Source organism: Brucella sp. JSBI001 (genome assembly GCF_026014005.1).
Lineage (GTDB): Bacteria > Pseudomonadota > Alphaproteobacteria > Rhizobiales > Rhizobiaceae > Brucella > Brucella anthropi.
This window is the reverse complement of sequence record NZ_CP110339.1, coordinates 3,988,310-4,008,456: the sequence shown is the minus strand read 5'-3', so window position 1 is coordinate 4,008,456 and position 20,147 is coordinate 3,988,310. Positions and strand designations below refer to the sequence as shown.

The following is a 20,147-nucleotide window of genomic DNA, read 5'->3' as shown; positions in this document are numbered from 1 at the left end:
ATTCCCCAGTATTTACGTATTATCCAGCTATGAAAAAGGCGGCCCCCGGAAGGGCCGCCTTTCATTGATTTCTTAGTTGCCAAGGATGGCTGGAAGGCGCAGGCCCTGCTGCTTCGCCCAGTCGAGCGCGATATCGTAGCCCGCATCGGCATGGCGCATGACGCCGGTGGCCGGGTCGTTCCACAACACGCGACCGATGCGCTGATCGGCATCTTCGGTGCCGTCACAGCAGATGACCATGCCGGAATGCTGGCTGAAGCCCATGCCGACGCCGCCGCCGTGATGGAGTGACACCCACGTTGCGCCCGAAGCGGTGTTGAGCAGAGCATTGAGCAGCGGCCAGTCGGAGACTGCGTCCGAGCCATCCTTCATGGCTTCCGTTTCGCGGTTCGGCGAAGCCACCGAGCCGCTATCGAGGTGATCGCGACCGATAACGATTGGTGCCTTTAGCTCGCCATTGCGGACCATTTCGTTGAAGGCGAGGCCGAGACGATGGCGGTCACCGAGACCGACCCAGCAGATGCGTGCTGGCAGGCCCTGAAACTCGATACGTTCCTTTGCCATGTCGAGCCAGTTGTGCAGGTGCTTGTTGTCTGGCAGCAGCTCCTTCACCTTGGCGTCGGTCTTGGCGATATCTTCCGGATCGCCGGAAAGGGCAGCCCAGCGGAATGGGCCAATGCCGCGGCAGAACAACGGGCGGATATAGGCAGGCACGAAGCCCGGGAAATCGAAGGCGTTTTCCAGACCTTCTTCGAGTGCCATCTGGCGGATATTGTTGCCGTAATCGACGGTTGGAATGCCAGCATTCCAGAAGTCGAGCATGGCCTGAACCTGCACCTTCATCGAAGCGCGGGCGGCTTTCGCAACGCCCTTCGGATCGCTTTCCTGCTTGGCGCGCCATTCGGCGACGGTCCAGCCGATTGGCAGATAGCCATGTACCGGATCATGTGCCGAGGTCTGGTCGGTGACGATGTCGGGGCGTACGCCGCGCTTGACGAGTTCCGGATAGATTTCAGCCGCATTGCCGATGAGCGCGATGGACTTGGCTTCGCCTGCCTTGGTCCATGCATCGATCTTGGCCAGTGCTTCGTCGAGGCTATGGGTCTTTTCATCGACATAACGGGTGCGCAGGCGGAAATCAGCGCGGGTTTCGTCGCATTCGACCGCAAGGCAGCAAGCGCCTGCCATGACAGCTGCCAGAGGCTGTGCGCCGCCCATGCCGCCCAAGCCGCCGGTCAGAATCCATTTGCCCTTGAGGTTGCCATCATAATGCTGGCGACCGGCTTCCACGAAGGTTTCGTAGGTGCCCTGAACGATGCCCTGCGCGCCGATGTAGATCCACGAACCGGCGGTCATCTGGCCATACATGGCAAGACCCTTCTTATCCAGTTCGTTGAAATGATCCCAGGTCGCCCAATGCGGCACGAGGTTGGAATTGGCGATGAGAACGCGCGGTGCATCCTTGTGGGTGCGGAACACGCCCACCGGCTTGCCCGACTGCACCAGCAAGGTTTCGTCTTCATTGAGCGTCTTGAGGGTCGCGACAATCTTGTCGAAATCATCCCATGTGCGCGCAGCGCGGCCAATGCCGCCATAGACGACCAGCTCGTGCGGGCGTTCGGCGACATCGGGGTCAAGGTTGTTCATCAGCATGCGAAGCGGCGCTTCGGTCAGCCAGCTCTTGGCGTTGAGTTCGTCTCCGCGGGGCGCGCGGACTTCGCGCTCGTTATGGCGTGGATTGGACATGGTGTTCTCCTCAGGATTTCAGTTCTGCGGCTATTGCTTCCAGCCGCTGCAAAAGAGTTTTGAGATGCACGCGAAGCTTGTCCGCCCTGGCCTCGTCATAGGCGAAGGGAACCGCTTCGGTCGCAAGATGCGTGGATTGGGCAAGCTCCATCTGGATGGCGTGAACGCCAGTTTCCGGCTTGCCGTAATGGCGCGTCGTCCAGCCGCCCTTGAAGCGGCCATTGAGAATCGACGTGTAGCCTTCGGCCCGTCCCGTAACCTCAACGGCGGCAGCTTCGATCTTCGGATCGCAGGTCTTGCCCATGTCCGTGCCGATGTTGAAATCCGGCAATTTGCCTTCGAACAGGAACGGAATATGCGAGCGGATCGAATGGCAGTCATAAAGGATGGCGACGCCATGGATCGCCTTCACACGCTCGATTTCGGCTAAAAGCGCGTCGTGATAGGGCTTGTGGAAGCGCGTGATGCGGTCGGCAATATCGGCTTCCTTTGGTGCTTCGCCGTCTTTCCAGATGGCAATGCCGTCAAAGTCGGTTTCCGGGATCAGCGTCGTGGTGTTCTGGCCCGGATAGAGGCTGACACCCGCCGGATCACGATTGGCATCGATGCAATAGCGATGGAAGGTGGCGCGCACCGTGGTTGCGCCATCAATAAGGCCATCATAGAGCTGGTGAATATGCCAGTCGGTATCGTCAAGTATCCGGCCATTGTCGTTGAGCCGTGACCAGATGTCGTCAGGAACATCCGTGCCCGTATGGGGAAGGCCCAGAATGACGGGCGAGGTTCCCTGACGAACTTCGAACGGACTCATGATCACGCCTCCAGAGAGGGCAGGATGCCGCTCGAAACCGCCCCGGCAAGTGCACCGTCAGCCACCAGCTCAGCGGCATTCTTGAGGTCGTCTGCCATATAGCGGTCGTCTTCCAGCGTCGGCACGCGGCCGCGCAACGCGGCGATCACCTTGGCAAGCTCGGGGCTAGTGGTCAGCGGCTCGCGCAGCTCGACGCCTAATCCGCCGGTCAGCGCCTCAATACCGATAATGGCGTTGAGGTTGGCGGTCATCTGCAACAGGCGGCGCGCGCCATGGCAGGCCATGGACACATGGTCTTCCTGATTGGCCGAGGTCGGGGTGGAATCGACCGAAGCCGGATGCGCCATCTGCTTGTTTTCGCTCATGAGTGCTGCAGAGGTGACTTCTGCGATCATCAGGCCGGAATTGAGGCCCGGCTTGCGGGCGAGGAAGGCAGGAAGACCGAAGGAGAGGGCGGGGTCAACCAAAAGCGCGATGCGGCGCTGCGAAATCGCGCCGATTTCGCAGACGGCCAGCGCAATCTGATCGGCGGCGAAGGCAACAGGTTCGGCATGGAAATTGCCGCCCGACACGGCGCGACCGTCCGAGAGAACGAGCGGATTGTCGGTGACCGCATTGGCTTCGATTTCCAGTGTGCGGGCTGCCTGACGCAGAATGTCGAGGCAAGCGCCATCAACTTGCGGCTGGCAGCGAATGCAATAGGGGTCCTGCACGCGCTGGTCGCCCTCAAGGTGGCTCTGGCGGATGATGGAACCTTCGAGCAGGGCGCGCAGTGCCCGGCCAGCGTCGATCTGGCCCTTATGGCCGCGTAGCGTGTGGATTTCCTCGTGGAAAGGTGCGTCCGATCCCATGGCGGCATCGGTGGACAATGCGCCGGTGATGAGCGCTGTCTGTGCGGCGCGATGCGCACGGAAAAGACCTGCCAGTGCCAGAGCAGTCGAGGTCTGCGTGCGTTGATCAGCGCCAGCCCTTCCTTGGCAGCAAGCACAACCGGCTTCAGCCCGGCCTTTTCGAGTGCCTTCGCGCTCGGCAGGCGTTCGCCCTGATAAAAGGCTTCACCTTCACCGATCATGGCCGCAGTCATGTGCGCCAGCGGTGCAAGGTCACCGGACGCGCCAACGGAACCCTTTTCCGGGATCATCGGGATCACGCCTTTTCCCAGCATGTCTTCGATGAGGGTGATGACTTCAAGTCGTACGCCGGAAGCGCCACGACCGAGCGAAATCAGCTTCAGCGCCATGATGAGGCGCACGATATTTTCCGAAAGCGGTTCGCCGACGCCGCAGCAATGCGACAGGATCAGATTGCGCTGGAGCGTGGCGACATCGCCCGCCGCAATACGGATCGAGGCAAGTTTTCCGAAGCCGGTATTGATGCCGTAAACCGGTTCATCCCCTGCCGCGATTTCCGCAATGCGTGCCGCAGCCTTTTCGACGCCTGCGTGAAAAGCAGTGTCGATGCGGACGGGGAGACCTTCGCGATAGATTGTTTCAAGTGTTTCAAGCGGCACGCTGCCGGGCTTCAATACGAGGGTCATGGAAAACTCCCAAAGAGCGCATCTCGAAAAACGTGAAGCGGTTTTCGAGATGCGCGTTGAAACAAAAACTCAGATTTGGCCTTTGAACACACGCTTCCAGAGCGGGTTGAAGCCGATGCGATAAACAAGCTCTGCCGGGCGCTCGACGTCCCAGATTGCGAGGTCGGCATCCTTGCCAATTTCCAGCGTGCCGGTCTGATCAAGAAGCCGGAGTGCGCGCGCTGCTTCGCGGGTCACGCCTGCAATGCATTCATCGACCGTCATGCGGAAGAGCGTTGCGCCCATATTCATGGTGAGCAGAAGCGAGGTCAGCGGCGAGGTGCCGGGATTGTTGTCGGTGGCGAGCGCCATCTTGGTACCCGCAGCACGGAAAAGCTCGACCGGCGGCTTTTGTGTTTCGCGAATGAAGTAGTAGGCGCCGGGCAGCAGCACAGCTACCGTTCCGGCCTTGGCCATAGCGGCAGCGCCGTCCGCATCCGTATATTCCAGATGATCGGCTGAAAGCGCATCATAAGATGCTGCAAGAGCCGCACCATGCAGATTGGACAACTGGTCGGCATGAAGCTTGACCGGAATATTATGCGCCTTGGCCGCATCGAAGACGCGGGTGATTTCATCCGGCAGGAAGGCGATGCCTTCGCAAAAACCGTCAACCGCATCGGCCAGATTTTCAGCGGCGATAGCCGGAAGCATATCGTTGATGACGCGGTCGATATAGGCGGCCTTGTCGCCATTCATTTCCGGCGGCAGGGCGTGCGCGCCAAGGAAGGTGGTGCGGACCGCCACGTCGCGCTCTTCGCTAAGACGGCGGGCGGCTTTCAACGACTTGATTTCGCTGTCACGGTCGAGGCCATAGCCGGACTTGACTTCAACGGTGGTGACACCTTCTGCAATCAGTGCATCGAGACGGGGCAGGGTTTCGCGCACCAGATCATCTTCGCTGGCAGCACGCAGGTTCTTGACTGAGGAAACAATGCCGCCGCCTGCACGTGCCACTTCTTCGTAAGTGGCACCATTCAGGCGCAGCTCAAATTCATGGGCGCGGTTGCCCGCATGGACAAGATGCGTGTGGCAGTCGATCAGGCCGGGCGTGATCAGGCGGTTCTCGCAGTCGATTTTCTCGAAAGATGCATATTCAGCAGGCAGAGCATTTTCCGGACCGACATAAGCGATCTTGCCGTCTTTCACGGCGAGCGCGGCATTGTCGATGAGCCCCAGACCCTCGGCGTTTTCACCCAAGGTGGCGATACGGGCGTTGCTGAAAATGTAGCTTGTTTTATCTGGCATGAGCGTTTTCTCGCTTCCCCTGTTTTTCAATAATGTATATACATATTAACGGAGCCGCCAAGAGAAAAAATGCATCCATTTGCGATCTGTTGAAAGATCGGCGTGTGAATTTGGCGAAATGAGGAGCTTGTTCGAATGTCTGCCGCAGCCACAAAAACGCAATTTATCCATGCCGGTCAGGCGCTTCTGCAAACAGGTTGGGCGGATGATGTGCGTCTTGGCATTGTCGATGGAAAAATCGCATCTGTGGAAACCGGCGTCAGTGCGCAGTCGGGCGACGAACACCATACAGTGATCGTTTCAGGCATGCCAAATCTGCACAGCCATGCGTTCCAATATGGCATGGCAGGACTGGCTGAGCGGCGTGGACCTTCTGCTGACAGCTTCTGGAGCTGGCGCGAGATCATGTACAAGTTTGCGCTCACCATGTCGCCGGAACAGGCCGAAGCTGCGGCGCTGCGGCTTTATGTCGACATGCTGGAGGCAGGATTTACCCGCGTCGGCGAGTTTCACTATCTGCATCATGACCGCGACGGTACACCTTACGGCAATATTTCCGAGATGGCGGATCGCATCGTTTCCGCGGCCGGAGCAGCGGGTATCGGCCTGACATTGCTGCCAGTGCTTTATGCGCATTCGACCTTTGGCGGTGCTGCTCCGAATGAAGGCCAGCGTCGGTTTATCAATGATGAAGCAAGCTTTGCGCGCCTAATCGAAGGCTGCCAGAAGGCGCTTGTCGGTTTCGATGGTGCCGTGCTTGGCGTAGCCCCGCACAGCTTGCGTGCTGTGACGCCGGATGAGCTGGCTTTTGCAGCAAAACTTCTGCCCAATGCGCCGATCCACATTCATATTGCCGAACAGGTGAAGGAAGTGGACGATTGCATCGCATGGTCGGGCCAACGACCGGTCGAATGGCTGCTCGATCATCAGGAATTGTCTTCGCGCTGGTGTCTCATTCACGCGACCCACATGACCGATGCGGAAACTGTGCGTATGGCCGAGGCGGGCGCGATTGCTGGTCTTTGTCCTGTGACGGAGGCCAATCTCGGCGACGGAACCTTCAATGCCACGGTCTTCCACGAAGCAGGCGGCAAGTTCGGCGTCGGCTCGGATTCCAATGTGCTGATCGGCATTAGCGATGAGTTACGCCAGTACGAATATTCGCAGCGTCTCCTGCACCGCGCGCGCAATGTTCTGGCCGAGAACGCAGGCTCGACAGGCCGCGCACTGTTCGATGGCGCGGTGACCGGCGGCAATATCGCCATGGGACGCGCAGGCGATGGCTTGGAAGCGGGGGCTTCGGCCGATTTCGTTGCGCTTGATGCGGCGCGTCTGCCACATGCAAAAGGCGACGCAGTGCTCGATGGCTGGATTTTTGGCGGTCGCGCACGACCGTCCGATGTATGGGTGCGCGGCGTTAAACAGGTGGAAGGCGGGCGTCACCGCTTGCGCGATGAAGCCGAGCGTGCTTTCCAGACAGTGATCGGCGAATTACTCGCCTGACAGGAGATGGCATGGCTGGCGAAGATTTGATCGTAAAGGACGCACCGGTGCTTTCGCTGCATCAGCGTATTCTGGACGATATAGAATCGCGCATCCTGTCAGGAGAATGGCTGCCCGGTCATCGCATCCCGTTCGAACACGAGCTGACGGAACAATATGGCTGTTCACGCATGACCGTGAACAAGGCGCTGACGCAGCTGGCAAAGGCCGGTCTGATTGAGCGCAAGCGGAGATCCGGCAGTTTTGTTTCCTTTCCGCAATCGCAGGCCGCAATCCTCGAAATCCACGATATTCGCGATGAAGTAGCAGCGCTTGGCGCCGCTTATCGGTTCGAGCTGACGAGCCGGCGCGAGCGATTGAGCGGACCAGCCGATGCAAGGCATATCGACATGCCGCGCCATACGCCGCTGGTTGAACTCGTCTGCCGTCACTATGCCGGCAAGCGTGTCTTCGCTTTGGAAGAGCGCATCATCAGTCTGGATGCGGTTCCGACCGCTGCGCAGACTGACTTTGCTGAAAATTCACCGGGACCATGGCTGGTTTCGTGCGTGCCGTGGAGTAGCGCAAAACACTCGATACGTGCGATTGCCGCCACGCAGGAAAATGCTGGCATGCTCGGTATTCCGCTGGGGGCGCCCTGTCTGGTGATCGAGCGCCAGACCTGGAATGCTGACCAGCCGGTAACACATGTACGCTTTACCTATCCCGGCGACAGCCATGCGCTGGTGGCGAATTTCACGCCATCGCAGGGAGGATAAGTGGCTGGTCCTGCACATTACGGCCCGGCAAACGCATCGGCGCGCTTTTCGTCATGGTTTGACTGTTAGCTTTCCGATCATATCGGGGTGAAAACGGCAGTAAAATTTGACCGCTTCTGGCGATTTCAGAACCTGTCTCGTAACCTTCCCGGGTGGCAGGAGAATATCCCATCCTCCCTTTACGGTTGCGGTGTGCTGCATGGGGTCCTTGTTGTTCCATTCGATCACATCGCCCACATTTGCCTCAATGTTCTGCGGCGAAAAAGCAAGTTTCTCGACCGTAATCTCAATCGTTTTCGCCTCTGCCGGGACACTGATAATCAGCAGCCCGGCAAGTATGGTGACAGCTTGAACATATCTCATCGGACCGGTCCTATTTCAAAGACATGGCGATGTGTTCGGCATGTTGCTCATGGCTCTGGAACAATTTGAGACCGGTTTTGAGCAGGCTCTTCAGTTCAGTGTTGCTGGCGGACGGGATAAGTGCGGTTTTCAGCGCCTTGTTCACTTCCTTATGATAGGCAACCTCGTTGTCGACATAGGATTTGTCGAAAGCTGCGCCATCGAGCTTGCTCAACCTGGTCAGTTCTTCTGCTGCCGCTTTGGACAAGGCTTTGCTTGTGTCGTTATCCTCCGGTGTGACGTTCAGTTTCTTGACCAGAGCGAGCGCCTGCTGATTGACCGCTTCATGATCACGCAGCATGGTCTGTGCGAACTCAAGCACCGTTTTGTTTTTGGATTTTTCGAGGGCCTGTTTGGCAGCCGCGACATCGATGGCGCCTGCCGTGTAGGCGATATGGGCTATCGCCGGATCGTGTAATTTTCCGTCATGGGCAATTGCCAAAGACAGACTGCCGCAAATGCAAATTGTAGCAACGGATACAACTGAACGAATAGACATGGAACTCTCCCTTGTCCGGCGCCTTTTTACGGGCTCCAGATAGTTGTTTCGTCGCATTATCCTACGCAAAACCGCTTCGCACTTTTGCTGGAAATGCTCTAGTGACAGCTATTGGATGCAGGAGAGTTCAAAAGGTTCCTGACATTATGTCAGTTCGTCCAGCCGCGCCAAAACGGCGGTTATAATCCGCTCGCAGCGTTTGCCTGCGAAGGGAAAGGCATCCAGTAATACAGGGCCGATTTTCTCGTCCAGCTGTTTTCGCAACAGATATCGGGCGCGGTGAAGACGTGTCTTTACGGTTTGCGGGCGCAGATTCAACAATTCGGCTGTTTCATCCACGCTCAAGCCTTCAATGACCCGTGCGACGAATACGAGGCGAAAAATTTCCGGCAGATTATCCGTTGCCTGTTCGACCAGCTGCAATATCTGGCGCTGCGCAAAACTGCGTTCGGGGTCATTCACGCTCATGTCGGATGGAAACGGGATGATATTGTTTGTGTCGGGTGTGGTCTCAAGAAGCTTCTCGACCTTCCGGGTTTTGCGCAGACGACCGAGGGCTTCGTGAATTGCAATACGGGATAGCCACGTGGTCAGGCTGGATTGGCCGCGAAAGCGATCAAGACTCCTGAAAGCCAGAAAATAGGTCTCCTGAACCACATCTTCCGCTTCGCTGTCGTTGCGCACGATGCCGCGGGCCAGACGATAGAGCCGCTGATTGTTGGTCTGCATGACTTTGCGCAGCGCTTCCAGATCGTGCATTTTTGCGCACTGGGCGAGGACAAGATCATCCTGAAATGTTGGAGAGGTGGCGGGTAACGCTGTTTTTGCACGCATGGGTCAAACTCCTGTGGAGTTTCATTGGATGTATGCGAGGCCAAAAGGTTCCCGAAACAAGACAATATACGTTCTGAATAGTATCGCGGTTTGATATTTCCCGATAGCGGCGAATGAATTGCTGTTATCAAAAAAAAGCCGCCGCAGGGGAACAGCGGCGGCGAGCGCATCGGTCTAAAAATCGATGCGTAGTTTAAAAATAGAGCGCATCTTGTCCGAAAACCGTTGCACACTTTTCGGGATGCGCTCTAAAAGGCAGCATGACTTGGGTGAAGGTCAGGCTGCGCGTTTGATGGCGTCACCGATGACGGACACGATCGTGTCGATCTGTTCCTTTTCCACGATCAGCGGTGGCGAAAGCGCGATCACATCGCCGGTTACGCGGATGAGCAGGCCCTTCTTGAAGCAATCCACGAAAACATCGTAGGCGCGGGCGCCCGGTGCATCCTTGCGCGACGAGAGTTCGATGGCGCCAACCAGACCGAGGTTGCGAATGTCGATGACGTTCGAAACGCCCTTGAGCGAATGGAGTGCCTCCTGCCAATGATTGGCAAGTTCCGCACCGCGCGTCAGCAAGCCTTCCTCGGCATAGACTTCCAGTGTTGCAAGGCCGGCAGCAGCGGCAACCGGATGGCCGGAATAGGTGTAGCCATGGAACAACTCGATGGCGTTTTCGGGGCCGGTCATGAGGCCATCATAGACCTTGCGGGCAGCGAAGACTGCGCCCATCGGGATGGCGCCATTGGTCAGGCCCTTGGCGGTTGTCACGAGGTCGGGCACGACGCCGAAATAATCAACGGCAAACGGCGTGCCGAGGCGGCCGAAACCGGTGATGACTTCGTCGAAGATCAGGAGGATGCCATGCTTGTCTGCCGTAGCGCGGAGGCGTTCCAGATAGCCCTTCGGTGGCAGGATGACGCCAGCCGAACCGGACATCGGTTCAACGATAACCGCAGCGATCTTTTCAGCGCCATGCAGCTGGACGAGACGTTCCAGATCGTCGGCAAGTTCGATGCCGTTTGCAGGCAGGCCCTTGGAGAAGGCGTTCTTCTCGATATCGAGCGTATGACGCAGATGGTCGGCAGGAATCTGTGGGAAGACGCGGCGGTTATTGACAAGGCCGCCGACGGAAATGCCGCCGAAACCAACGCCGTGATAGCCCTTTTCGCGACCCAGAACCATGGTGCGGGTGCCCTGGCCGATGGCGCGCTGATAGGCGATGGCGATCTTCAGTGCGGTATCGACCGATTCCGAACCGGAATTGGTGAAGAATACGCGGTCAAGTTTTGCATCCGGTCCGCCCGGCGCGATGGCCGCGAGCTTTTCAGCAAAGTCGAAAGCCACATTATGGCCCATCTGGAAGGTCGGTGCGAAATCCATGGTCGAAATCTGGCGCTCGACAGCTTCGGTGATGCGCTTGCGGCCATGACCGGCATTGCAGCACCAGAGACCAGCCGTGCCATCCAGAACCTGATTGCCATCGGTGTCGGTGTAATACATGCCCGAAGCACTTGCGAGCAGGCGAGGCGCTGCCTTGAACTGCCGGTTCGCGGTGAACGGCATCCAGAAGTTCTCAAGGCTTGGCGTGTTGGTTTTGGTGAGCATAATTACCTCCTATTTGTAAGCAGCAGGCCACGCTTTGCGAGGTGCAACAAGTCCTTTTCTTCAAGATATTAAGCTATTGTTTTTATGTGGGATAATTATCAAGTTTGTGCTATATCGAACATCATAAACATGGGGAAGAGTTCGATGAGCATCGATATCGGCGGGAGGCTTCGTTATGTGCGCATGCGGCAGAATCTGTCGCAGCGTGAGCTGGCCAAAAGGGCAGGTGTGACCAACTCCACCATCTCCCTCATCGAGGCCAATCAGTCCAATCCGTCCGTCGGTGCATTGAAGCGCATTCTCGACGGTATTCCCATCGGCATGGCCGAGTTTTTCGCGCTCGAACCGGATGCGCCGCACAAGGTATTCTATCAGGCCGAGGAACTGGTGGAAATCGGCAAGGGCCCAATTTCCTATCGGCAGGTGGGAGACCATCTGTTTTCGCGCTCTTTACAGATGCTGAAGGAGCGTTATGAGCCGGGTTCCGATACGGGAAAAGTGCTTTTGATGCACGAGGGCGAGGAAGGCGGCATCGTCATTTCTGGCCGCATCGAAGTGACGGTCGGCAGTGAACGCCGCATTCTGGGGCCGGGTGACGCCTATTACTTTTCCAGCAAGCTGCCGCACCGGTTCCGTTGCGTCGGACCGGTGCCATGCGAAATCGTCAGCGCCTGCACGCCGCCGAGTTTTTGAATCGCCTTGAGGAAGGCGATTCAATTTCGTGCAAATAGTCTATTCGTAGCGGGAAATACCGAGATCGTCGGCCCGGATATCCGGCTTGTTGCCGGAAATAAGGTCGGCGAGCAATTTGCCGGAACCGCACGACATCGTCCAGCCGAGCGTTCCGTGACCGGCATTGATGAACACGTTGTCGTAGCGCGTTGCACCGATGATCGGCGTGGAATCCGGTGTCATCGGGCGCAGGCCGGACCAGAAGGTTGCCGCTTTCAGATCGCCGCCGGGGAACAGGTCCGTTACCGACAGATCGAGCGTTGCGCGCCGCGCGGCAGGCAGGTCCGTGGTGAAGCCCGAGACTTCCGCCATACCGCCAACGCGGATGCGGTCGCCAAGACGGGTGATCGCAATCTTGTAGCTCTCGTCGAGCACCGTCGAAACCGGAGCGCGATCCTCGTCGACAATCGGTGCCGTGATGGAATAGCCCTTCACCGGATAGATCGGGGCGTTAAGGCCAAGCGATTTGACGAGCGCAGGCGTATAGCTGCCAAGAGCGACGACATAACGGTCGGCGGTCAGGACACCCTCGGAGGTCTCGACGCCGGAAACCTTGCCGCCGGACATCAGTAACGACTTGATGTTGACGCCGAAGCGGAATTTTACACCGAGTCCTTCGGCAATCTTTGCCAGCGCATTGGTGAACTTGAAGCAGTCGCCGGTTTCGTCATGCGGAAGACGCAGGCCGCCGACGAACTTGTCCTTCACGCGGGCAAGTGCCGGCTCCACCTTGGCGCAGCCTTCGCGGTCGAGGACTTCGAACGGCACGCCATCCTGACGCAGTACCTCAATATCCTTGCCGATACCGTCGAGCTGATACTGCTCGCGGAAAAGCTGGAGCGTGCCCTGCATGCGCTGGTCGTATTCGATGCCGGTTTCCTTGCGCAGATCGACAAGGCAATCGCGCGCATATTCGGCTACGCGCACCATGCGGGTCTTGTTGACCTTGTAACGGCTGTCGGTGCAGTTCGCGAGCATCTGCAGGAGCCAGCTATACTGAACCGGATCGCAAGTCGGACGCAAAACTAGTGGCGCGTGCTTCTGGAACAGCCATTTCGCGGCCTTGAACGGAATGCCGGGTGCGGCCCATGGCGAGGCATAGCCCGGCGAAACCTGACCGGCATTGGCAAAGCTCGTTTCCAGTGCGGGGCCTTCTTCGCGGTCGACAACGGTTACCTCGTGACCGAGCTTGGCGAGGTAGTAGGCGGTCGTAACGCCAATGACGCCGCTGCCGAGAATGGTGATCTGCATGTTCGCCTCTTGTCTTATACTTTTATGTCGCTCGCGCCGCTCTCCACGTAGACACGTGCATAACGGTTGCCGAGCGCAGTCAGAATTTCATAGGGAATAGTGTCGCAATCGCGCGCCACGTCTTCGAGGCGCTGGTGCGGGCCGATCAGCTCCACAAGACTGCCGAGTTTCAGCGTGCCTTCCGGCAATGCGCTGACGTCGAGCGTGATTGAGTCCATCGACACACGGCCGATGATCGGCAGTCGCGTATCGCCAAAGAAGGCCGCACCCTTGTTGCTGAGAGAACGGAACCAGCCATCGGCATATCCGACAGCAATCGTTGCAACCCGCATCGGCCCTTCGGCGATATAGGCGCCGCCATAGCCAACCGCCGCCCCCTTGTCGATCTCGCGCACCTGAATGACGCGTGCCGAAAGGGTGAGGACAGGAATGATCTCGCTTTTCGGTCCAACGCCATAAAGCGCGACACCGGGGCGGGCGAGGTCGAAATGATAGGTCTTGTCGAGGAAGCTGCCGCCGGAATTGGCAAAAGCAACCGGCAGTTTTGGCAGGCGCGCAAGCAGCGCGGTCATATTGGCAAGCTGACGGGCATTTGCCGCATTTTCCGGTTCGTCACCGCTGGCCAGGTGGCTGATGACAAACTTGATGTCGATGGCATCCAGAAGCGTGGCGTTCTCAAGAAAGCGTTCAAATTCCTTCGGCGACAGGCCGAGACGCGACATGCCGGTATCGAGCTGGAGCAGGGCGGGCAGCTTCTTGCCCTGTCTGGTGGCGAGTGCCGCCCAGTTTTCAATCTGTTCCAGCGAGTTGAGAACTGGCAGAATGCCTTCGCGGGCGCAGGCTTCTTCGGTTCCCGGTTGAAGACCGTTCAAAACGTAGAGCGTCGCGTCGGGCTGGAGAAACGGCTTCAGCGCTATCGCTTCGCCGAGATGGGCGACGAAGAAGTCACGGCAACCGGCATCGTAAAAAGCTGGCGCAACACGACTGGCGCGGAGCCCGTAGGCATCTGCCTTCACAACGGCAGCAGCGCGGGTGGGGGCGATATGACGGGCAATGGCCGAATAATTGTGACGCAGCGCCGACAGGTCGATGGTCAATACGCCACCGGCGGCAAGATCGCGCTCATCCTGTGAAAATTGCATCGACATCTCAACCATTTGCACGGTTCTTTCCAAACTGCTCACTACGCTACGAGAACGCCTGGAAGGTCATTGTCGATATGGATCGTCTGCCGCCCAAAGCATATAAGCCTCGGTTGAGAAACCTTGTGACTCCTCACTCCCAAAGCTTGCTCGCATATTAGTCGAAGACTATTCGAATGTTTTTGCTATTTGTCGCATATTATGCGAATTTTCGCACATCTTGCGCATATTTTAGCTCCAGGGTTGAAGATTATTCATGCCAACGCTCGACAGTATCGACCGCAATATCATCCGTTGCCTGCGCCGTGATGGGCGCATGACCAACAGCCATCTCGCCAGCGAAGTAGGGCTTTCGCAGTCCGCCTGTCTGCGGCGGGTGCAGATATTGGAAGAAAGCGGCGTTATCCGTGGTTATACGGCCATCGTCGGTTCATCCGACGGCGATGAGCGGCTCGTCGCTATCGTACGCATTACGCTTGACCGGCAGACAGAGGAGTTTCTGAATCGTTTCGAGGAAGCGGTGCGGCGGCACCCTGAAGTTCAGGAATGTTATCTCATGACAGGCGATGCGGATTACATTTTGCGCGTCGAAGCCGAAAACGCTGCGGCTTATGAGATCATTCACAAGGAAATCCTGTCGCGATTGCCCGGTGTCGCGCGCATCCATTCCAGTTTCGCAATCCGCACGGTGCTTCTGTCAAAAGCACCGACTTCACGCGGCTGAAATGAAAAAAAGCCCGGCACTGACCGGGCTTTCTATCCGAAAGATCACTTTCTTTAACGGAATTCGTAGCGAAGACCGGCGCGGATCGTGTGCATGTTGAAGCCATTGTCCTTGGCCTGCGTTCCGGTGGCGCCCGGTCCTTCGGCATTGCCGTAAGGGTTGGTGCTGCGATCGGCTGCGTCAAAACCGTAGGCTTTGCCACCATTGATGCGCATATAGCGGTAACCGACATCAAGTTTTAGCTGCTCGGTGAGATCGTAGCTGACACCGGCCATGAGAGCCATTGCGAAGCGCCAGCTGTCGAGGCCGTCCTTTTCGCTGGAATAGGTGCAGCCTGCGCAGACTTCGTGGGTTTTCCAGTCGTCATATTGCACATAGGCGGCGCCAAGACCCGCGCCGAGATAAGGCGTCACAGGTCCTACACGCGGCAGGTCGACATAGGCGTTTGCCATGGCCGTCCAGATATTGGCTGTCGAGGAATCCTCGTAGTTGCAGTTGTCCTCGACCGGATTGAAGCCCTTGGCAGATTTCACATAGCTCGGACAGGCGGTGCGACCGTTGATGCCTGCACGGAAGAAGTCGAGTGTGGCATCGGCGCGGAACATATCGGTGAAGCGGTAACCGACACCCACGCCGTAAGTTGCGCCTGCTTTGAGGTCGAAATCATCGTAGCGTAGCGTGTCGTCAATGCCGCGATAGGGCGGATCGAACTGGTTCCAGAAGCTCCAGTCGCCATCCGTGCTGGATTTGAAATTGTAACCGAGATCGCCACGAATATACCAGCCGGACGAATTAACCGGTTCCGGCATGGGTTCAATAACAGGGTCTGCAATTATGTCGGCGGCAAACGCCGCTCCTGATCCCGCCATCAGACTGATAGCCACGATGGCAATGGCGGAAGTGCACTTCATCGGTTCCCACTCCAAATCCGAACAGAAAAACGGCTCACAAGCCGTACTGCCGGATATGGTAAAGAGATATGTTTAACACTTGGTTATTTTTAAGTAACCTTGCGGTGCATCAGTCGCCGGTACTCGCGTGTGACGCGATGTTATGCAAGCAATTTCTAAAGTATAGGAGCCGACGCGAGGCCGGCTCCTGTCGTTATCAGAAGTTTATCGAATGGATGATCGAATTGTCGATATCGTTGATATCCCGCTTGCCGCAGAGCGCCATCGTGACATCCAGTTCCTTGCGGATGATGTCGAGTGCCAGCGTTACGCCGTCCTTGCCCATGGCGCCGAGGCCATAGAGGAACGGGCGACCGATATACACGCCCTGAGCGCCAAGTGCGCGGGCCTTGAGCACATCCTGGCCGGAGCGGATGCCGCCATCGACATGCACTTCGATCTTGTCGCCAACGGCATCAACGATCGGCTGCAGCATGGATATCGAGGACGGTGCGCCATCCAGCTGACGTCCGCCATGGTTCGACACGATGATCGCGTCGGCACCTGATTTGGCTGCCATCTTGGCATCTTCCACATCGAGAATGCCTTTAAGGATCAGCTTGCCGCCCCATTGTTCCTTGATCCAGGCAACGTCGTTCCAGTTGAGCTGCGGATCGAACTGTTCAGCCGTCCATGAGGAGAGCGAAGAAAGGTCGGTAACATTCTTGGCGTGACCGGCAATGTTGCGGAACGTGCGGCGCTGCGTGCCCATCATGCCGAGGCACCAGCCGGGACGGGTTGCCATCTGCCAGATATGCTTCGGGGTGAATTTCGGCGGGGCGGAAAGGCCGTTGCGGATATCCTTGTGGCGCTGGCCGAGAATCTGGAGATCGAGTGTCAGCACCAATGCCGAGCAGCCAGCCGCCTTGGCGCGACCGATCAGGTTCTTCACGAAATCGCGGTCCTTCATCACGTATAGCTGGAACCAGAACGGCTTCTTTGTCACCGAAGCGACGTCTTCGATGGAACAGATGCTCATGGTCGAAAGGGTGAAGGGAACGCCAAAGGCTTCGGCAGCCTGTGCTGCCAGCATTTCACCGTCCGCGTGCTGCATGCCCGTCAGGCCGGTCGGTGCGAGAGCCACCGGCATGGACACTTTCTCGCCGATCATCGTCGTTTCCAGCGAACGGTTCGTCATGTCGACGAGAATACGCTGGCGCAGCTTGATCTTCTTGAAGTCGTCTTCATTTGAGCGATAGGTCGACTCGGTCCATGCGCCAGAATCCGCGTAATCAAAGAACATCTTGGGGACGCGGCGCTGGGCAAGCCGCTTCAGATCGGCGATTTCAACGATGTTGGGCATCTATCCCACCCCTTGTGGTAATTTTTCTTGACCAATCGCATGACGGATCGCGCGGCCGAAATCAAGTACGAACAAGTATCGAATAACAATTGCCTCGCGGTTAATTGAAGGACCGTGTAATTCCACTTATGATATTGGCACCCGCCCAAGGCATCTTTGCCACTCGAAGAAGGCGGTCCCGCAACTGGGTTAGAGGGTAACGGATGAGCAAGGCCACCAAGACCGGTTTCATCGGCAAGCGATCCGCTGCAGCGGGTGGATGGGGTGCATTGAAGAGCTGCGGCAAGCAATTGCTTGCAAGTGGCGCTCCTCTTTCCGGCGCGCGCACGCTTCTCAAGGCGAACCAGCCGGACGGTTTCGATTGCCCCGGTTGTGCCTGGGGTGATCCGGAACATGGCTCATCTTTTGAATTTTGCGAAAACGGTGTGAAGGCTGTCGCCTGGGAGGCGACCGACCGGCGCACGACGCCTGCCTTTTTTCGGGAGCATACGGTTTCGCAGCTGCGCAACTGGACGGATTACGATCTGGAAAATACCGGGCGCCTGACCCATCCGATGCGGTACAATGCTTCGACCGATCAGTATGAAGCCATCGAATGGGATGAGGCGTTCAGGACTATCGGCGACATTCTCAAGAGTTTCGACAGCCCAAACCGGGTTGAGTTCTATACGTCGGGCCGTGCCTCGAACGAGGCTGCGTTTCTGTATCAGTTGTTCGTACGCGCTTATGGGACCAATAATTTCCCCGACTGCTCCAACATGTGCCACGAGGCTAGCGGCGTTGCGCTGAAACAGTCGGTTGGCGTCGGCAAGGGGACCGTCCTGCTGGAAGATTTCGAAATGGCTGATGCCATTTTCGTGGTCGGTCAGAATCCGGGCACCAACCATCCCCGCATGCTGGGTGATTTGCGTCGTGCTGCCGAGCGCGGTGCGCGCATTGTCGTTTTCAATCCGATCCGCGAACGCGGGCTGGAGCGGTTCGCTGATCCGCAGAACAAGCTTGAAATGCTGCATGGCGGCAGCGAAGCCATAGCGAGCGATTATTTCCAGCCGCGTCTTGGCGGTGATCTTGCCGCTTTCCGCGGTATGGCCAAGGCGGTTTTCGCAGCGGATGATGCCGCACTCGCCGCAGGCAAGCCATCAATCCTCGATCGGGAATTTCTCAGCACACATACAGCGGAACTGGAAGCCTATCGCACTGCGGTGGACAGCACGTCGTGGGAAGAAATCGAGGACCAGTCGGGACTTCTCCGGCAGTCGCTGGAGCGCGCCGCAAAGATCTATATGGAATCGGATCGGGTCATCTGCACCTGGGCGATGGGCATCACCCAGCATCGTCATTCGGTGATCACGATCCGCGAAATCACCAATTTCATGCTGCTGCGCGGCAATATTGGCAGGCCCGGTGCGGGTCTCTGTCCGGTGCGCGGTCATTCCAATGTGCAGGGTGATCGTACCGTCGGCATCAACGAACGGCCTCCAGTCGCATTTCTTGATGCGCTGGAAAAGGAATTTGGCTTCAATGTTCCGCGTGAGCCGGGGCACAACGTTCTGGGTGCCATCGGTGCCATGCTCGACGGGTCGGCTCAGGCATTTATCGGTCTCGGCGGCAATTTCGCCCGGGCCACTCCGGATAGTCCGTTGATTTCAAAAGCGCTTTCCGGCCAGCGCCTGACGGTTCATGTCGCAACCAAGCTCAACCATTCGCATCTGGTGCCGGGGCAGGAATCTTTCATCCTGCCTTGCCTTGGCCGCACCGAGATCGACCTCAATTCCAGAGGTGTGGCCCAGATCGTAACAGTCGAAGATTCCATGAGCATGGTGCACGGTTCGGGCGGCATTAATGCGCCTGCTTCATCACATCTTCGTTCGGAAGTGGCGATCATTGCGGGTATGGCGCAGGCGACGCTAGGGCCGCAGCCAGTCAACTGGCTGGAGCTTGCCGACGACTATGATCTTATCCGCAACCATATCGCCCGTGTGTTGCCGGACTTCTACGATTTCAACGCTCGTGTACGGGTTCCGCGTGGCTTCCATTTGCGCAATTCTGCCCGTGAGCTGGAATGGAATACGACAAAGGGCAAGGCCACATTCTGGACCGGCGCCCTTCCGGAAGCTGTCGAGCATCAGCAGGCACGCGGTACGCCGGGGCGTTATGTGCTGCAGACCTTCCGCAGCCACGACCAGTACAACACCACCATTTATGGCATGGATGACCGCTATCGCGGTGTCTATGGCGAACGACAGGTCGTCTTCATGAATGAAGCTGACATGGCGGATATCGGTGTCGAGGCCGGTGACCGGGCTGATATTGTTGGCGAATTCGATGACGGCGTGGAGCGTATCGCGCGCGATTTCCGCTTCGTGCCCTATGATATCCCGCGCGGTTGTATTGCGGGCTACTATCCGGAAATGAACGTGCTGGTGCCGCTCGCCAGTTCTGGTGATGAAAGCTACACGCCCACATCGAAATCGGTGATCGTTTCGTTCCGCCCCCTTAAATCGGCAGCTGCATGATGGATGAGGGCGAAGCGGAATATATGGCGTTCGTCGACGCTTTGATGACGGCGTCCAGCAATTTGACCGGGCTTGGTGCCGGGATCATCGCCGCGCTGGCGCTGGATATCGCGTCGGATAGCCGAACTTTTGCGCGTTCGCTGGGGATCGCTCATGCACTTGTGCTTCGGGAAATTTCAGTGCTCGGGCAGGACCACGGTTATGTGCGGATCAAACAGCGCGATCCGCGCACGCAACGCACACGTTACGAATTGAATGTTGCCGGTAAAAGGCTTGTCGAGGAGGCAACGAGTTAGCCGCCGCCTATATTCTTGAAATTCAACACAACTATATATTTCTACTTATAAATTCTCTGATCGAAGGCAATGCCTACCGATTGCTCCTGAGTAAGTGTTTTCGAAAAGACTTTAATAGCGATAACTATGATTCATCATCTTTTACAACGCCGCTTTTCTCTGCAAAGCTTTAGTTGCATTCTCAACAGAACCAAACCAGTGAGAATCGTGTAAATGGCAGCAAAACCATTCATTTACAGCGCGCAGAATGG

General features: G+C 57.4%; 17 protein-coding genes and 1 pseudogene. 6 read left to right on the top strand and 12 right to left on the bottom strand.

The genetic code is table 11. The features are described 5' to 3' along the window. Positions 1-72 precede the first annotated feature (72 nt). The 4 genes and pseudogenes from hutU to hutI form a co-directional block, all read right to left on the bottom strand. Positions 73-1,746, bottom strand: a complete 1,674-nt coding sequence (gene hutU, locus LJ361_RS19100) for a urocanate hydratase (protein ID WP_036580486.1) — start codon at positions 1,744-1,746, stop codon at positions 73-75. Positions 1,747-1,756: 10 nt separating this feature from the next. Beyond that, entirely contained in the window at positions 1,757-2,557 is an 801-nt protein-coding gene (gene hutG, locus LJ361_RS19095) for an N-formylglutamate deformylase (protein WP_264812095.1), read from the bottom strand. A gap of 2 nt (positions 2,558-2,559) precedes the next feature. Then, positions 2,560-4,094, bottom strand: a pseudogene (gene hutH, locus LJ361_RS19090) (histidine ammonia-lyase). Between the two features lie 69 nt (positions 4,095-4,163). Then, on the bottom strand, positions 4,164-5,381 hold the full coding sequence (hutI, locus tag LJ361_RS19085) for an imidazolonepropionase (RefSeq protein WP_010659505.1): 1,218 nt from the start codon (positions 5,379-5,381) through the stop codon (positions 4,164-4,166). 135 nt (positions 5,382-5,516) lie between these two features. On the opposite strand from hutI, the gene LJ361_RS19080 reads away from it, so the two are divergent. Continuing rightward, entirely contained in the window at positions 5,517-6,884 is a 1,368-nt protein-coding gene (locus LJ361_RS19080) for a formimidoylglutamate deiminase (protein WP_010659506.1), read from the top strand. A gap of 11 nt (positions 6,885-6,895) precedes the next feature. Then, a complete protein-coding gene (gene hutC, locus LJ361_RS19075; RefSeq protein ID WP_010659507.1) occupies positions 6,896-7,642 on the top strand; it encodes a histidine utilization repressor in 747 nt (248 codons plus the stop codon). Positions 7,643-7,693: 51 nt separating this feature from the next. On the opposite strand, the gene LJ361_RS19070 is transcribed toward hutC, so the two are convergent. From LJ361_RS19070 to LJ361_RS19055, 4 genes are all read right to left on the bottom strand, one after another. Next, positions 7,694-8,005 (bottom strand): cupredoxin domain-containing protein, encoded by a 312-nt coding sequence (locus LJ361_RS19070; protein WP_010659508.1) that lies wholly within the window; start codon positions 8,003-8,005, stop codon positions 7,694-7,696. Between the two features lie 10 nt (positions 8,006-8,015). After that, the gene (locus tag LJ361_RS19065) at positions 8,016-8,543 is read right to left on the bottom strand and encodes a DUF4142 domain-containing protein (protein ID WP_010659509.1); all 528 of its coding nucleotides are present in this window, start codon (positions 8,541-8,543) and stop codon (positions 8,016-8,018) included. A 144-nt stretch (positions 8,544-8,687) separates the two neighbouring features. Next, positions 8,688-9,377 carry an RNA polymerase sigma factor gene (locus tag LJ361_RS19060; RefSeq protein WP_010659510.1) on the bottom strand — a complete coding sequence of 230 codons (690 nt, stop codon included), beginning with the start codon at positions 9,375-9,377 and terminating at the stop codon, positions 8,688-8,690. Between the two features lie 276 nt (positions 9,378-9,653). Then, complete coding sequence (locus LJ361_RS19055) at positions 9,654-10,982, bottom strand: aspartate aminotransferase family protein (RefSeq protein ID WP_010659511.1); 1,329 nt, start codon at positions 10,980-10,982, stop codon at positions 9,654-9,656. Between the two features lie 144 nt (positions 10,983-11,126). Between LJ361_RS19055 and LJ361_RS19050 the strand changes: the two genes are divergently transcribed. Continuing rightward, complete coding sequence (locus LJ361_RS19050; RefSeq protein WP_010659512.1) at positions 11,127-11,675, top strand: cupin domain-containing protein; 549 nt, start codon at positions 11,127-11,129, stop codon at positions 11,673-11,675. A gap of 39 nt (positions 11,676-11,714) precedes the next feature. Here LJ361_RS19050 and LJ361_RS19045 read toward each other — a convergent pair whose 3' ends face one another. Then, complete coding sequence (locus tag LJ361_RS19045) at positions 11,715-12,965, bottom strand: D-amino acid dehydrogenase (protein ID WP_010659513.1); 1,251 nt, start codon at positions 12,963-12,965, stop codon at positions 11,715-11,717. 14 nt (positions 12,966-12,979) lie between these two features. Beyond that, a complete protein-coding gene (gene alr / locus LJ361_RS19040) occupies positions 12,980-14,122 on the bottom strand; it encodes an alanine racemase (protein ID WP_264812094.1) in 1,143 nt (380 codons plus the stop codon). A 241-nt stretch (positions 14,123-14,363) separates the two neighbouring features. Here alr and LJ361_RS19035 point away from each other — a divergent pair, with 241 nt between their 5' ends. Next, positions 14,364-14,831: an Lrp/AsnC family transcriptional regulator gene (locus LJ361_RS19035; RefSeq protein WP_010659515.1), complete on the top strand. Its 468-nt coding sequence runs from the start codon at positions 14,364-14,366 to the stop codon at positions 14,829-14,831. A gap of 53 nt (positions 14,832-14,884) precedes the next feature. On the opposite strand, the gene LJ361_RS19030 is transcribed toward LJ361_RS19035, so the two are convergent. Together LJ361_RS19030 and LJ361_RS19025 are read right to left on the bottom strand one after the other, a co-directional pair. Further along, positions 14,885-15,742, bottom strand: a complete 858-nt coding sequence (locus tag LJ361_RS19030; RefSeq protein WP_010659516.1) for an outer membrane protein — start codon at positions 15,740-15,742, stop codon at positions 14,885-14,887. A 196-nt stretch (positions 15,743-15,938) separates the two neighbouring features. Continuing rightward, positions 15,939-17,084 carry an alpha-hydroxy acid oxidase gene (locus LJ361_RS19025; protein ID WP_010659517.1) on the bottom strand — a complete coding sequence of 382 codons (1,146 nt, stop codon included), beginning with the start codon at positions 17,082-17,084 and terminating at the stop codon, positions 15,939-15,941. A gap of 203 nt (positions 17,085-17,287) precedes the next feature. On the opposite strand from LJ361_RS19025, the gene LJ361_RS19020 reads away from it, so the two are divergent. Continuing rightward, the gene (locus LJ361_RS19020) at positions 17,288-19,600 is read left to right on the top strand and encodes an FdhF/YdeP family oxidoreductase (RefSeq protein ID WP_010659518.1); all 2,313 of its coding nucleotides are present in this window, start codon (positions 17,288-17,290) and stop codon (positions 19,598-19,600) included. Continuing rightward, positions 19,597-19,896, top strand: a complete 300-nt coding sequence (locus tag LJ361_RS19015) for a hypothetical protein (protein WP_010659519.1) — start codon at positions 19,597-19,599, stop codon at positions 19,894-19,896. Before LJ361_RS19020 ends, LJ361_RS19015 begins: the two co-directional genes overlap by 4 nt. Positions 19,897-20,147: the final 251 nt, after the last annotated feature.

Coding starts and splice junctions, on each gene's coding strand:
- hutU (WP_036580486.1), bottom strand. CDS start 1,746: ATGTCCAATCCACGCCATAACGAGCGCGAAGTCCGCGCGCCCCGCGGA.
- hutG (WP_264812095.1), bottom strand. CDS start 2,557: ATGAGTCCGTTCGAAGTTCGTCAGGGAACCTCGCCCGTCATTCTGGGC.
- hutI (WP_010659505.1), bottom strand. CDS start 5,381: ATGCCAGATAAAACAAGCTACATTTTCAGCAACGCCCGTATCGCCACC.
- LJ361_RS19080 (WP_010659506.1), top strand. CDS start 5,517: ATGTCTGCCGCAGCCACAAAAACGCAATTTATCCATGCCGGTCAGGCG.
- hutC (WP_010659507.1), top strand. CDS start 6,896: ATGGCTGGCGAAGATTTGATCGTAAAGGACGCACCGGTGCTTTCGCTG.
- LJ361_RS19070 (WP_010659508.1), bottom strand. CDS start 8,005: ATGAGATATGTTCAAGCTGTCACCATACTTGCCGGGCTGCTGATTATC.
- LJ361_RS19065 (WP_010659509.1), bottom strand. CDS start 8,543: ATGTCTATTCGTTCAGTTGTATCCGTTGCTACAATTTGCATTTGCGGC.
- LJ361_RS19060 (WP_010659510.1), bottom strand. CDS start 9,377: ATGCGTGCAAAAACAGCGTTACCCGCCACCTCTCCAACATTTCAGGAT.
- LJ361_RS19055 (WP_010659511.1), bottom strand. CDS start 10,982: ATGCTCACCAAAACCAACACGCCAAGCCTTGAGAACTTCTGGATGCCG.
- LJ361_RS19050 (WP_010659512.1), top strand. CDS start 11,127: ATGAGCATCGATATCGGCGGGAGGCTTCGTTATGTGCGCATGCGGCAG.
- LJ361_RS19045 (WP_010659513.1), bottom strand. CDS start 12,965: ATGCAGATCACCATTCTCGGCAGCGGCGTCATTGGCGTTACGACCGCC.
- alr (WP_264812094.1), bottom strand. CDS start 14,122: ATGGTTGAGATGTCGATGCAATTTTCACAGGATGAGCGCGATCTTGCC.
- LJ361_RS19035 (WP_010659515.1), top strand. CDS start 14,364: ATGCCAACGCTCGACAGTATCGACCGCAATATCATCCGTTGCCTGCGC.
- LJ361_RS19030 (WP_010659516.1), bottom strand. CDS start 15,742: ATGAAGTGCACTTCCGCCATTGCCATCGTGGCTATCAGTCTGATGGCG.
- LJ361_RS19025 (WP_010659517.1), bottom strand. CDS start 17,084: ATGCCCAACATCGTTGAAATCGCCGATCTGAAGCGGCTTGCCCAGCGC.
- LJ361_RS19020 (WP_010659518.1), top strand. CDS start 17,288: ATGAGCAAGGCCACCAAGACCGGTTTCATCGGCAAGCGATCCGCTGCA.
- LJ361_RS19015 (WP_010659519.1), top strand. CDS start 19,597: ATGATGGATGAGGGCGAAGCGGAATATATGGCGTTCGTCGACGCTTTG.